13 protein-coding genes are annotated in these 13,223 nt (G+C 70.1%); 4 read left to right on the forward strand and 9 right to left on the reverse strand.

Features of this window, described 5'->3' with window-relative positions:
- Positions 1-19: 19 nt before the first annotated feature.
- The 5 genes from ACT54X_RS21920 to ACT54X_RS21940 all read right to left on the reverse strand — a co-directional run bounded on the left by ACT54X_RS21920 (position 20) and on the right by ACT54X_RS21940 (position 4,806).
- Positions 20-1,378 (reverse strand): FAD-dependent oxidoreductase, encoded by a 1,359-nt coding sequence (locus tag ACT54X_RS21920; protein ID WP_476348591.1) that lies wholly within the window; start codon positions 1,376-1,378, stop codon positions 20-22.
- A 109-nt stretch (positions 1,379-1,487) separates the two neighbouring features.
- Positions 1,488-2,171: a hypothetical protein gene (locus ACT54X_RS21925; RefSeq protein ID WP_476348593.1), complete on the reverse strand. Its 684-nt coding sequence runs from the start codon at positions 2,169-2,171 to the stop codon at positions 1,488-1,490.
- Positions 2,158-2,703: a hypothetical protein gene (locus tag ACT54X_RS21930; protein ID WP_476348595.1), complete on the reverse strand. Its 546-nt coding sequence runs from the start codon at positions 2,701-2,703 to the stop codon at positions 2,158-2,160. The genes ACT54X_RS21925 and ACT54X_RS21930 overlap by 14 nt, the downstream gene beginning before the upstream one ends.
- Before the next feature lie 136 nt (positions 2,704-2,839).
- Complete coding sequence (locus ACT54X_RS21935; protein WP_476348597.1) at positions 2,840-3,814, reverse strand: Bug family tripartite tricarboxylate transporter substrate binding protein; 975 nt, start codon at positions 3,812-3,814, stop codon at positions 2,840-2,842.
- 83 nt (positions 3,815-3,897) lie between these two features.
- Positions 3,898-4,806 carry a LysR family transcriptional regulator gene (locus ACT54X_RS21940; protein ID WP_476348599.1) on the reverse strand — a complete coding sequence of 303 codons (909 nt, stop codon included), beginning with the start codon at positions 4,804-4,806 and terminating at the stop codon, positions 3,898-3,900.
- 115 nt (positions 4,807-4,921) lie between these two features.
- Here ACT54X_RS21940 and ACT54X_RS21945 point away from each other — a divergent pair, with 115 nt between their 5' ends.
- Together ACT54X_RS21945 and ACT54X_RS21950 are read left to right on the forward strand one after the other, a co-directional pair.
- Positions 4,922-5,908, forward strand: coding sequence for a Bug family tripartite tricarboxylate transporter substrate binding protein (locus ACT54X_RS21945; protein WP_017758682.1), 987 nt, complete (start codon positions 4,922-4,924; stop codon positions 5,906-5,908).
- A gap of 17 nt (positions 5,909-5,925) precedes the next feature.
- Positions 5,926-7,113 carry a M20 aminoacylase family protein gene (locus ACT54X_RS21950; protein ID WP_476348739.1) on the forward strand — a complete coding sequence of 396 codons (1,188 nt, stop codon included), beginning with the start codon at positions 5,926-5,928 and terminating at the stop codon, positions 7,111-7,113.
- A gap of 12 nt (positions 7,114-7,125) precedes the next feature.
- On the opposite strand, the gene ACT54X_RS21955 is transcribed toward ACT54X_RS21950, so the two are convergent.
- From ACT54X_RS21955 to ACT54X_RS21970, 4 genes are all read right to left on the reverse strand, one after another.
- Positions 7,126-8,073, reverse strand: a complete 948-nt coding sequence (locus tag ACT54X_RS21955) for a Bug family tripartite tricarboxylate transporter substrate binding protein (RefSeq protein WP_476348741.1) — start codon at positions 8,071-8,073, stop codon at positions 7,126-7,128.
- A 181-nt stretch (positions 8,074-8,254) separates the two neighbouring features.
- A complete protein-coding gene (locus tag ACT54X_RS21960; RefSeq protein ID WP_476348601.1) occupies positions 8,255-9,397 on the reverse strand; it encodes a cupin domain-containing protein in 1,143 nt (380 codons plus the stop codon).
- A gap of 172 nt (positions 9,398-9,569) precedes the next feature.
- Positions 9,570-10,271: a fumarylacetoacetate hydrolase family protein gene (locus tag ACT54X_RS21965; protein ID WP_294366486.1), complete on the reverse strand. Its 702-nt coding sequence runs from the start codon at positions 10,269-10,271 to the stop codon at positions 9,570-9,572.
- Positions 10,272-10,389: 118 nt separating this feature from the next.
- Positions 10,390-11,616 (reverse strand): 3-hydroxybenzoate 6-monooxygenase, encoded by a 1,227-nt coding sequence (locus ACT54X_RS21970; protein ID WP_294366488.1) that lies wholly within the window; start codon positions 11,614-11,616, stop codon positions 10,390-10,392.
- A gap of 123 nt (positions 11,617-11,739) precedes the next feature.
- Between ACT54X_RS21970 and ACT54X_RS21975 the strand changes: the two genes are divergently transcribed.
- Positions 11,740-12,648, forward strand: a complete 909-nt coding sequence (locus tag ACT54X_RS21975) for a LysR family transcriptional regulator (protein ID WP_294366490.1) — start codon at positions 11,740-11,742, stop codon at positions 12,646-12,648.
- 42 nt (positions 12,649-12,690) lie between these two features.
- The gene (locus ACT54X_RS21980) at positions 12,691-13,167 is read left to right on the forward strand and encodes an acyl-CoA thioesterase (RefSeq protein WP_294366492.1); all 477 of its coding nucleotides are present in this window, start codon (positions 12,691-12,693) and stop codon (positions 13,165-13,167) included.
- Positions 13,168-13,223: the final 56 nt, after the last annotated feature.

Below are 13,223 nucleotides of genomic sequence, written 5' to 3' on the forward strand. Positions count from 1 at the left end.
AGCCGACGCGACTGCGCGCTCAGCCGCGTGGCGCGTCCAGGTCCGCGCCAGCGGCCTGAAGGCGCTGCTGCAACGCCGGCACATCGACGTCGGCGAAGCGGCCCGCGCCGAGGTGCGCTGCGGCAGTTCCGGCCGCCTGGCCCATCGCGAAGCAGCCGCCGCTGGCGCGGGCGGCCGACTGGCCCTCGTGGGTCATGCTGGCGCAGCGGCCGGCCACCAGCAGGTTGTCCACGCCGTGGGGCACCAGCATGCGCCAGGGGAGGTGGTGGTAGGCGTTGTCGGCGTCGCGCGGAAAGCCCCATTCGATGCGGCCATCGGCATGCAGCTCCATGGGCCAGGCGCTGAGCCCGATCACATCGTCGAATCGGGCCGAGCCCAGGATGTCCTCGCCCGCCAGCGCGTAGAGGCCGCGGATGCGCCGGGTCTCGCGGATGCCCACCTGGGGTGCGATCTCCACGATGGCCGACTGCGCGAAGCCCGGGATCTCGGCCTTGAGGAAGCGATGGAACTCGGCAATCTGTCGCCGGCCCTCCAGCTCGCCTTCACTCAGCTGGCGCGCATCCACGCCGTTCATCGCCCGGCCTTCGGCATTGCGGATCTGGGTGACGTTGACCCGCCATTCGCGCGGGTCGATGTTGGGCCGCAGGATCGCGCCCTCGCGCGCGAAGCGGTACTCGCCCGGCTTGGCGGCCTTGACGCGCTCGATCCAGTCGTTGATGGCCTTGAACTCGCCGACCGCCTCCAGCGCCGGTCCGGCCTCGACCTGGCCCACGCGGAACATGGTGGTGGGAAAAAGCCCGCTGCCATGGCCGTCACCCACCTCGAAGGGCACACCGGCGAAGGCCGCCACGTCGGCATCGCCGCTGGCGTCGACGAAGGCTGCAGCGCGGATGGCCTGCCGGCCCGACTTGGTCTCCACCACCAGCGCAGCGATGCGGGTGCCCTCCATCACCACGGCCGCGGCCCAGGCATGGAAGAGCAGGTCCACGCCCGCGTCGGCCAGCAACTGGTCGGCGGCGCACTTGTAGGCCGAGGTGTCGTAGGAGCGCACGCGGATGCGGCCCTGCATGCCGTCCTGCGGCCGGTTGAGGCCGCCCAGCGCGTCGATGCGCGCCAGCAGCTCGTCGGCCACGCCGCGCACCAGCAGCTGCATCTCGCCGCCGCGCCGGCCATACAGGCCCGCGAAGTTGGTCACCCCGCCGGCCGTGCCCATGCCGCCGAGGAAGCCGTAGCGTTCCACCAGCAGCGTGCGGGCGCCCTGCCGCGCGGCGCTCACCGCCGCCGCGATGCCGGCGGGGCCGCCGCCGACGACCACGACGTCCCATTCGCCGAAAACAGAGAGGGTGCGGGCGGGTTCTTGGATGGTCTTGGAGCTCATGTCGATGTTCGGGGTTTCGGTTCTGCCGCGGTAGAGCGGTCACAGGGATTCACGGAATCGGCCTGGGCTCTGCAGTGCGCCCGCGACGCCGCCGGTCCGTGCAGTTCGCTCATGGGGAAAGGCGCCGAAGCCGGTCCAGGACCAGTTCCGCACGCTCCGGCTCGGCGATCAGTCCAGGAAGGACATTGGCGAAGTCCGGGTGCGCCAGCAGCCTGGCCACTGCGGTGGCGACGGCTGACCGCAGTGCCTCGGGCGCTACTGCCATTTCGGGGATCAGTTCCTCGCGGCCGTCCACGATGTTCATGACATCTTCCAGGTCATGGCTCATCAGAAAGTCGCCGCCACCCCGATCGGCGAAGGCTTCGAGCTTGGTGGCGACGAAGGCCACGGCGCTGACCATCCGGATCGTGAGGCCGGCGCCCAGGTCAATCCGCTCTGCCGATGCCACGGCATAGGGATACCAGCGGTTGGAAAAACCAAGGACTTCGGGCTCGACCGGCATCAGATCGAACAACAGCCCCGACGCCTTGTGTATCCATCGGCAGATCACCTCGCTGCCAGCATCGCGCACGAAGCCGAGCTGCTGCACCTGCGTCTCGACGTGGTGGAAGCCGATCCAGTCCGCCTGGATCACCGCGTCCACGTCACGGGTGGCGCGCACCGCCTCGGCCAACGGGTCGGTCACCAGCAACCCGGCCACCGCACCGCCGACGAAGACCACGCGTTCGCGCAGATCGCCCAGTGCTTCGGCGATACGGCGCAGGTGCGGCAGGTTCGGGTCAGTGGCGCGCATCGGCACTCTTTTCTTGGCCGGTCAATTCACGCGCGATGAACTGGGCGGCAAGCGCACGCTCGCGCGCGCGTCCTGCTCGCAGTGCATCGAGAAGTGCCAGCAGGCGGTGCAAGGCAGGGTCCGCCAGCGCTGCCTCGGGAGCCGTCCGATACAGGGGCGACAGCGTCGGGCCCTTGCTGCTGCCCGAGGGATGGGCCCAGACCGGCGCCTCGCCTGCAGCGGCGCTCAACGTGCCGGCCAGTGGCTCGGTTCCGAAGGAAGTCGGCACGCCACGCTTGGCCGGCCCCAGGGCGGCCGGCCAGACATAGCGTGCGCCATGCACGACGAACTCCAGCAGGCTCGGCCGGACTGGCGACCATTCGCCTCGTGCGGGCGCCACGGCCAGACCGCTGGCGGTTGCGCGTCGCACACAGGCGTGGACCTCCGAAGCGCTCATGGCCAGCGCCGCTCCCAGCGCCGCATAGGTCCAGCGTTGAGGGGGGTTGGCCGCCACCTTCAGCAGCACGAGCAGATCCTGTGGTTTGAGTTCCATGCCTCGCCTTGTTCGCAATTCGCGAATGACGAATATCGACGAAGGCTCGGGCCTTTGCAACCCCTTGGACCGGGTCGCGCGACGTTCGGTCAGTGCCCCGCGCGACGTGTCGGCATCCAGCGCGGCCGTCAGCCTCTCACTGCAGCTTGATCCCGCGCGCCTGGATGATCTTGCTCATGATCGCCGCCTCGTCCTGCACGCGCAGGCGCATGCCCTCGGGCGAGGTGCCGACCGGCTGCCAGCCCTTGTCGAAAAGCTGCTGGCGCACTTCGGGGTTCTTCATGATGACCGCGATCTCCTTGGTGATGCGGGCCTTGGCCTGGGGCGACAGGCTGGCGGGGCCGAGCAGGGCGGTCCACACCTCCAGGTTGAAGTCGCGCACGCCGATGTCGGCCAGGGGGGCGTATTCCGGGGCCAGGGTGCTGCGGCCGCTGGTCAGGCCGATGGCCTTGAGCTTGCCGGCCTTGACCTGCGGGATGGCGATGGCCGGCGGCACCAGGGCCAGCTGCAGCTGGCCGCCGATCATGGCGGTCACCACCTGCGGGTTGCCGGCATAGGGGACGTGCGTGGCGTCCATGCCGGGGATGCGGTTCTTGAGCAGCTCCATGCCCAGGTGGCCCACCGAGCCCACGCCCACCGAGCCGTAGTTCCACTTCGTGCCCGAGGCGCGCGCCGCGGCCAGGAAGTCCTTGCCCGTGGGAATGTCGTTGCTGGCCACCAGCACCAGCGGCGCGGTGGCGATCAGCGAGAGGTAGCTGAAGTCCTTGGCCGGGTCATAAGGCAGCTTGGAGTACAGCATCTTCGACGACGTGAGGTTGCCGTTGATGACGATGCCCAGCGTGTGGTCGTCCGTGGCCTTGGCCACGGTGTCGGCCGCGATGTTGCCGGAGGCACCCGGCTTGTTGTCCACCACCACCGGCTGGCCGAGGGCCTTGGCCAGCGGCTCGGCCAGCACGCGCGCCGCGATGTCGGGCGTGGAGCCGCCCGGAAAGCCCACCACCAGGCGGATCGGCTTGGTGGGCCAGGTGGCGGCAGCGGTCTGGGCCTGCGCACCGCCAGCGGCCAGCAGGGCACAGGCGGTGGCGAGAAGGGTTCTGCGTGCAATCGACATGGGATCGGTCAGGTGCCGGAAAGGGAGGAAGGCGCCGAGTCTAGGGGGCTTGGCCGGCATTCGCGTGTCGCCCGCGTCATGGTCTATGGGAGCGGCAGGGCGGCCGCGGGACCATCGTGCATGGCCTGTTGCATCAGGCCGCGGATGACCGGCAGGAAGGGCGGCTCGGACTTGCTGGCGATGGTGACCAGGCCGAAGCGCGCCTGCGTCTTCAAGGGCGGCGACATGGGCAGCTCCGCCAGGTGCGGCGCGCTGGCGCGGATGGCGAGCAGCACGGCGTCCGTGTCCTGCGTGACCTGCACGAGGTGCGAGATCTCGTCGCTGGCGAGCTTGACCAGCACCGCCGGATGCGCCTGCTCGCCGTAGCGCTCGACGAGGATGCGGGCCGTCTCCTCGCTCAGCGGCGTGGAGCACACGGGGTAGGCGTTCAGTTGCGCGAAGCTCACGCGCGCCAGGCGGGCCAGCGGATGCCCGGGCCGGCACATGAACACGCCGTCCAGCTCGGCGATGTCCGTCACTCGCAGGTCGGGCGCGGGCCGCAGCGAGCGGATGTCGACCACCAGCGCGTCCAGCAGCCGGTCGCGCAGCATCTGCGCCAGGCTGGCGGTGTTGCTGCGGACGATGTCGACATGGAACTTGGGATAGTGCTGCGTGAAGTGCGACAGGATCACCGCACTCAGCAGCGCGCCGGGGCCCGAGCTCAGCCCCACGCGGATGCGCCCGCTGTCTTCCGGGCTCAGGGCGCGGCCGCAGTGGCGCAGCTGTTCGGCCTCTTCGACCAGCGCCTGGCTGCGCGCCAGCACCTCCTGGCCGAAGGCGGTCAGCTCGATGCGCTTGCCGATGCGGTCGAACAGCAGGCGGCCCAGCTCTTCCTCCAGGGCCTTGATGCTGCGGCTGAGGGCCGGCTGCGTCATGCACAGCACGTCCGACGCCCGCACGAAGGAGCCGGCGCGGGCCAGTTCGATGAAGTGCCGCAGTTGAACCAGGGTCATGTTCCATCCATGCGTTTTGGATCATTTATATCCAATCAGCAATGCATTGGACGACATGAATGGCCACTCCTACGATCCCGCTCCGTCCTTCACCCCACGGCCAGGAGCCACTCGCATGAAGCCCTCGTTCAAAGCGCTGACCGGCGCATTCCTCAGCCTGCTGCTCGGCGCGAGCGCCTGGGCCCAGAGCTTTCCGACCCGGCCCGTGACGCTCATGGTGCCCTACCCGGCGGGCGGGGTGTCCGACGTCATCGCGCGCAGCCTCAACAACGTGCTGGCGCGCCAGCTGGGTCAGCCGGTGATCGTCGAGAACCTGGGCGGTGCCAGCGGCGGCATCGCGGCGCAGAAGGTGCTCAACAGCCCGGCGGACGGCCACATGATCTTCCAGGGCTCGCCTAACGAGCTCGTCCTCGCGCCGCTGTCGAATGCGGCCATCAAGTACAAGCCGGAGGACTTCCGGCTGGTGCAGATGATCACCATCAACCCGCTGGTGATGCTGGCCCGCAAGGACCTGCCCGCCGCCAACGGCGACGAACTGGTCGCCTACGCGCGCAAGTCGGCCGCCGAGGGCAAGCCGCTCACCTTCGCCAGCGTGGGTCCCGGCTCGCTGTACCACCTGCTGGGCGAGCACCTGTCCAAGGTCACCGGCATCCCCATGACGCACGTGCCCTACAAGGGCGGCGCGCCCGCGCTGCAGGACGTGATGGCCGGGCAGGTCGACATCTTCATGACGCCCTACGGCCGAGGCCAGGTGGACATGGTGGAGCAGGGCAAGCTCAAGGCCACGGCGGTGCTCTCCGCCGACCGTCAGGCGCTGTTTCCCAAGGTGCCGACGCTCGACGAGAGCAAGGCCCTCAAGGGCTTCGTGTTCGAGACCTGGGCCGGCTTCTTCGTGCGCAAAGACACGCCCGAGCCGATCGTGCAGGCCCTGCACAAGGCCCTGAGCGAGGTGGCCGCCGACCCGACGGTGCGCGCGGCGCTGGAGGCCCAGGCCATGGTCGTGCCGGCGCCGCAGCCGCTGCCTGCACTGGGCAAGCTGTATGCGGACAACACCGCCCGCTACCAGGCCATCGCCCGCTCCATGCACCTGCAGCCGCAATGACGCAGGCCGCGACGACGATGCAGGACGCGCCGTACCTGGGCCAGGCCCTGGCGCAGCGCGTGGGCGAGTTCATCCAGATCCGCCGCGCCATCCATGCCCGGCCCGAACTCGCCTTCGAGGAACACGAGACGGCGGCGCTGGTCGCGCACAAGCTGCGCGGCTGGGGCTACGCGGTGACCACGGGCGTGGGCCGCACGGGTGTGGTGGGCACGCTGCGGCGCGGCAACGGGCGCCGCGCCCTGGGCATCCGCGCCGACATGGACGCCCTGCCGATGGCCGAGCCCACCGGCCGCGCCTGGGCCAGCCAGCGGCCCGGCCTGATGCATGCCTGCGGGCACGACGGCCACACCGCCACGCTGCTGGCCGCCGCCCGGCTGATCGCGGAAGACGTGGACTTCAGCGGCGTGCTGCACCTGATCTTCCAGCCCGCCGAGGAAGGCGCGGGCGGCGCGCTGGCGATGATGGCCGACGGCCTGTTCGAGCGCTTTCCCTGCGATGCGGTCTATGCGCTGCACAACATGCCGGGCATCGAGGCCGGCCGCTTCTGCTTCCGCACCGGGCCGGCCATGGCCTCCAGCGACAACGTCACGATCATGCTGAAGGGCCGCGGCGGCCACGGCGCCTTTCCGCACCAGGCCTGCGACACCGTGGTGGCGGCTGCGTCCATCGTCATGGCGCTGCAGACCGTGGTGGCGCGCAATGTCGATCCGCTCAAGACCGCCGTGGTGACGGTGGGCGCGCTGCACGCGGGCCAGGCCAACAACGTCATTCCCGAGGAGGCCCGGCTGGAATTGAGCATCCGGGCGCTGGACGAGGACGTCCGCCAGCTGGTCAAGGCCCGCATCCTCGCGCTGGTGGACCTGCAGGCGCGCAGCTACGGCGTGGAAGCCGCTGTGGACTGGCGCGACGGCTATGCGGTGCTGGTCAACACCCCGCAGGAGACCGCGCTGGCGGTGGACGTGGCGACCGGGCTCTTCGGCCCGGCGCGCGTGGATGCCCAGGGGCCGATGTTCACCGCCAGCGAAGACTTCGCCTTCATGCTGCAGAGGGTGCCAGGCTGCTACCTCTTCGTGGGCAACGGCGCGCCCGGTACGCCGGGCGGCTGCCATGTGCACAACCCGGGTTACGACTTCAACGACGACATCATTGCGCCCGCCGCCGCCTTCTGGAGCCGCCTCACGGCGGCCTACCTGCAGGACGCTTGAGCGCTTGGCCGATCAGTCCAGGCTGATGTTCCCGCGCCGCACCAGCTCGCCGTAGACCTTGGACTTGATCTCGGCCTGGCGCGCGATCTCCTCGGGCGACCAGTCCAGCGGCTCGAAGGCGAAGGTGTCGAAGCGGGCGCGGATCTCGGGGTCGGCGATCACCTTGGCCACGTCGGCATTGATCTTCCTCTTGACCGCGTCTGGCACGCCCTTGGGCGCCAGCAGCGACACGAAGGAGTTGACCTCCAGCTCGGCCGGCCCGCCCGACTCGGCCATGGTGGGCACGTCGGGCATCTGCGGCACGCGCTTCTTGGCCGCCACGGCCAGGTACTTGAGCTTGCCGGCCTTGTAGATGCCCTGGCTGGACGGGATGCTGGCGAAGGCCCACGGCACTTCGCCCGTGCCTACGTTGGCATACAGCTGCGACACCTCGCGGTAGGGCGCGTGGTTCATCTGCGTGCCGGTGAGCGCGTCCAGCTGCTGGCCGCCCAGGTGGCCCGGGCTGCCCACGCCCCAGGAGCCGTAGGTGATCTGGCCCGGCTTCGCCTTGGCGTCGGCGATCAGGTCGCGCATCGACTTCCACTTCGACTCGCTGCTCACCGCCACGAAGAAGGGTGTGCGAAAGAGCGCAGCCACGGGGTCGAAGTGCTGCAGGGTCACGAAGTTGCGCGACTTGTACAGGTGCGGCAGCGCGGCCAGGTGCTCGCTGTCGAACTGGATCAGCGTGTAGCCGTCGGGCGCCGCGCGCCGGGCCGCGTCGATGGCGATGAAACCACCGCCGCCGGGCTTGTTGTCGATGGTCACGCGCTGGTTCCAGAGCTTGCCCAGCTTGTCGCTGACCAGGCGCAGCACCGCGTCGGGGCCGCTGCCGGCCGCGAAGGGCGTGACGATGGTCACGGGCTTGGTGGGGTAGTCGGTGGTCTGGGCGAAGGCGGCCGAGGCCGCGAAGGTGGCGGCCATGCTGGCGGCCAGGGCGGGAAGCAGGAATTTCAAGGATGTCTCCGGTGTTGTTGGCAGGAATGGGAAAGCGGCTTCGGGCAGGCGCGCAAGCAATGCGGTCAGTTGACCTACGACCGCTCGGGCTGAGCCTGTCGCAGCCAGGGCAAGCGCGGGCCGACGTCCTGCCTGATGGTTATGGCGCTCAGGCGACAAGATCGTCGACCTGCATGCGGTACTGGTTCAGCGCCTCGAAGATCGGCGCATCGCCGAAGCGGAACAGGTCCAGCGAGGCGGCCTGTGCGTCGCAGGCGGCCGAGAAGGGTTGCCACGAGGGCACGACGAACAGGTCGCCGCGCTGCACGCGCCAGGTCTTGTCGCCCACGGTCACGCTGCCGGTGCCGTCGAACACCTGGTATACCGAGCCGCCCACCTCGCGCCAGGTGCGGGTGTGGCCACCGGCGCGCACGCGGTGCATCTCGCAGCGCATGGTGGGCAGCACGTCGCGGCCCGTGCCCGGGTGGGTGAAGCGCACGGCCGCATGGCCGGGGCTCAGCACGCCGGGGTGGCCCTCGTCCTCCAGCGCCAGCTGATCGGCCAGGGCGCGGTCGGTGTCGGCCCATCGGTAGGCCAGCAGCGGCGTGGCCGGCGTGTCGGCTTGCTGCGAAAGGGGCCGCAGGCCCGGATGGGCCCACAGCCGCTCGGAGCGCGAGCGCTCGGGCGTGGCGCATTCGGCCTCGCTCAACTGGTCACGGCCATGCTCGAAGAACTGCGACTCGGTGTAGTACGCAAAGGGAATGTCCAGCCCGTCGATCCAGGCCATGGGCTCGGTGGCGGCGTTGTGGTGGGCATGCCAGTTCCAGCCGGCCTGCGGCAGGAAGTCGCCGCGCGCCATGCGCACCGCGTCGCCGTTGACCACGGTCCACACGCCTTCGCCCTCGACCACGAAGCGGAAGGCGTTCTGCGTGTGGCGGTGCTCGGGCGCATGCTCGCCGGGCATCAGGTACTGGATGGCGGCCCACAGCGTGGGCGTGGCATAGGGCTGGCCGCCCAGCGCCGGGTTGGCCAGGGCGATGGCCCGGCGCTCGCCGCCGCGGCCCACCGGCACCAGCTGGCCGGCCTCGGCCGCGAGCTGCTTGAGCCGCTCCCAGCGCCACAGGTGCGGCGCCGCCTTGCTGCGCGGATGCGGCGGCATCAGGCTGCCGATCTGCGTCCACAGGGGCACCAGCAGCTCTTCCTCGAAGCCGCGGTAGAGCTGGCTCAGGGCGGGCGTGGGCTCAGGCTGGCCGGGAGCGGCCACGGCCTGCAGCCGCACGGGGGAGGGAAGGGTGTCGATCACGGCAGCCATATGAAGCGTCTCCTGGTGGGGGCACCCTCTCCCGCTGGGAGAGGGCGGGGGTGAGGGCCCGCGGCGATGGTGCAGCTGCAGCGCGTGAGAGGTCCGCGGCCCCTCACCCAGCCTCTCCCCAAAGGGGAGAGGAGCGGGGGCCATGCGCATGCTGCAGTCGCGCCGGCCGCCATCATGCCGCGGGGCCGATGGCCAGGGCGATCTCGCCCACGCCCTGCACGTGGCCCGTGATGCGGTCGCCGCTCTGGACCGGACCCACACCTTCGGGCGTGCCGGTGTAGATCAGGTCGCCGGGCTGCAGGTGGTAGTACTTCGACAGGTCTTCGATCAGCTCGGGGATGTTCCAGATCAGCTTGTCGAGGTCGGACTTCTGCTTGGTCTCGCCGTTGACCTGCAGCGCGATCTCGCCCTGCGACAGCACGGTACCGGCCATGGGCACGACCTCGGAGCAGACGGAGGACTGCTCCACGTCCTTGCCCAGGTCCCAGGGCCGGCCCTTGTCGCGGGCCACCAACTGCAGGTCGCGGCGGGTCATGTCCAGGCCGCAGGCATAGCCGTAGACCAGGCGGCCGGCTTCTTGGCGCGGCACGCGGAAGCCCGCGGCGCCGATGACCACCACCAGCTCCATCTCGAAGTGGAAGTTCTGCGTGCCGGGCGGGTAGGCCACGGTGGCGCCGGATTCGACCAGCGTCGAGGGCGCCTTGGTGAAGTAGAAGGGCTGCTCCACCGACTTGTCGACGGGGCGGCCCATCTCCACCGCATGGGCATGGTAGTTGCGGCCGACGAAGAAGAGACGGTTCACCGGCAGGCGTCGGCTGTCGCCACGCACGGGCAGGGAGGCGACGGGGGGCGGGGTCCAGAGGTAGTCGGTCATGGGGTGAGGGGATGACAGGATGGGTCGGGGTCGGCGCTTCGACAGGCTCAGCGCGAACGGTTGGGGGTGACTGAGCGTCGAAGGGGACGATTCGTGCGACTGTGCGGCGTGCACGGCTTCATGACGCGAGACAGTTCTTCTCGGTCCACCCGTACAGCCACTCCATCGCGTCATAGAAGCGCTCCGGCGTGCGGCCCTTCCACAGGTCGTTGCGCACCAGGCGCTCCACGCCCTTGGCGTGGAAGATGCGCCCCATCTCGCGCGCCGACAGCACCACGCGGGCCGTGCGCGCCACGCGCGAGCGCTGGTAGAGGGCGAAGGCCTTGTCCCACTGGTTGTCGTGCACGCGCAGGGCCTCGCCCAGCGTCACGGCGTCTTCCATGGCCATGCAGGCGCCCTGGGCCAGGTACTGCAGCGTGGGATGGGCGGCGTCGCCCAGCAGCGCCGCCCGACCGAAGACCCACTGCCCGATGGGCTCGCGGTCCGCGGTGGCCCAGCGCTTCCAGTCCTTGGGCAGGTCGATCAGCTGGCGGGCGCGGGCGCAGATGCCCTCGAAGTAGCTCTGCACCTCTTCGCGGCTGCCCTCGCGCACGCTCCACTCCTCCTGCTCGCGGCTGTGGAAGGTGACGACCACGTTGTACTGCTCGCCGCCGCGCAGCGGGTAGTGCACCAGGTGGCAGTTGGGCCCCACCCAGATGCTGGCGGCATTCCATTGCAGGTCGGGCGGAAAGTCGGGGCGGTCCACCACGGCGCGGTAGACCACGTGGCCCGACACGCGCGCGTCGTCGCCCACATATTGCCGCCGCACCGCCGACTTCACGCCGTCCGCGCCGATCAGCGCGCAGCCACGGAAGCTGCGGCCATCGCTGCTGACCACGGTCACGCCCTCGTCGTCCTGCGCAATGCGCTGCACCTGCGTGGCGGTGGCGATCTCCACCCGGCCGGTGGCATGGGCGCCTTCGAGCAGCGAGCCGTGCACGTCGGCGCGGTGGATCACGGCATAGGGGTTGCCGAAGCGCTGGCGGAAGGCCTCGCCGGTGGGGATGCGGCCCACCAGCGTCTCGTCCAGCGCGTCGTGCATCACCATCTCGTCGGTGTAGACGGCGCGGGCCCGGGCGATCTCGCCGATGCCCAGCGCGTCGAAGGCCGCGAAGGCATTGGGCCCGAGCTGGATGCCCGCGCCGATCTCGCCCAGCTGCGCGGCCTGCTCCAGCACCATCACGTCGAAGCCGCGGCGAACCAGGGCCAGCGCCGCGGCGATGCCGCCGATGCCGCCGCCGGCCACCAGCACCGGCAGGGGGGAGGAAGAAGTGGATGCGCGTGGGGATGCTGCGAGGGATGCCATGCCTGTCTCCGGCTGTTCTGCATTGATGCCTGTCAATGGCGCGGATTGTTCGCAGGCCCCACTATTGCCTCAAGCACTGTGGCTGATACTCGGCATCGCTTTTTTCGATAGTGGGGTGCGCGCATGTCCAAGCTGGACCTGGAATGGCTCAAGGTGTTCGACGAGGTGTGGCAGACCGCCAGCGTCTCCAAGGCGGCCGAGCGCCTGGGCATCGCGCAGGCGGCAGCCAGCACCGCGCTGAACAAGCTGCGCGCGCATTTCGACGACCGCCTGTTCGAGCGCACGGCGCTGGGCATGCAGCCCACCCCGCATGCGCAGAAGATCCAGCCGGCCCTGCGCGAGGCGCTGGCGCAGATCGAGCAGGCCCGCGCCAGCCGCGAGGCCTTCGACCCGGCGACGGCCAGGCGGCGCTTCCGCATCTGCCTCACGGACATCAGCGAGGTGGTGCTGCTGCCGCGCCTGCTGGACCATCTGGGCCGTGAGGCCCCGGGCGTGCAGGTGGAGACCGAGATCGTCTCGGCCGCCAGCGCGCGCCGGCTGGAGGACGGCGAGGTGGACCTGGCCGTGGGCTTCATGCCGCAGCTGGAGGCCGGCTTCTACGGCCAGACGCTGTTCCGCCAGAACTTCGTCTGCCTGGTGGCCAAGGACCATCCGCGCATCGGCAGCAAGCTGACGCGCAAGGCCTTCGCCGTGGAGTCGCATGCGGTCATCGCCTCGTCGGGCACCGGCCATGCCATCGTCGACAAGACCATCGCCCGCGCCGGCATCGAGCGCAAGGTGGCGGTGCGGCTGTCCAGCTTCCTGGGCGTGGCGCGCATCGTGGCGCAGACCGAGCTGGTGGTGATCGTGCCGCGCGTGCTGGGGCAGATCCTGGCCACGCAGGAGCCCGTGCGCATCATCGAGCCGCCCTTCGCGCTGCCGGCCTATGCGGTCAAGCAGCACTGGCATGCGCGCTTCCATGCCGACGACGGCAACGCCTGGCTGCGGCGGACGATGGCGCAGCTGTTCGGCGGTGGCGCGGCGCCCGGATAATCCGCCGCTCCCACCCCACTGTCACTTGCGAGACTCGCCGCCATGTCCTCCATCGTCCTGCGCTTCCTGGCCGAACCCAGCACCGTCAACTTCGGCGGCAAGGTCCACGGCGGCACCGTCATGAAGTGGATCGACGAGGCGGGCTATGCCTGCGCCACCGGCTGGTCGCACAACTACTGCGTCACCGTGTTCATCGGCAGCATCCGCTTCCACCGCCCGATCATGATCGGCGACCTGGTCGAGGTGGAGGCCCGCATGGCCTACACCGGCACCACCAGCATGAACATCTCGGTCGAGGTGCGCAGCGGCGACCTCAAGGGCGGCAAGATGGTGCGAACCACCGAATGCCTGATCGTCTTCGTGGCGGTCGACTCGCACGGCCGGCCGCTGCCCGTGGACGCCTACCAGCCCAAGACCCCCGGCGAGATCGCCCTGGCCGAGCGCGCCCGCGCCCACCTGGACGCCGCCCGCAAGGTGGCCGATGCGCCGCCGCCCAGCCTGAGCGGCGCGGCGGATTGAGCGACCGCCAGGGTCGCGGCGCGTCGACTCACCCCTGCCCGCTCGGGCTGAGCTCG

This window comes from Pseudacidovorax sp. DMC4, assembly GCF_056314265.1.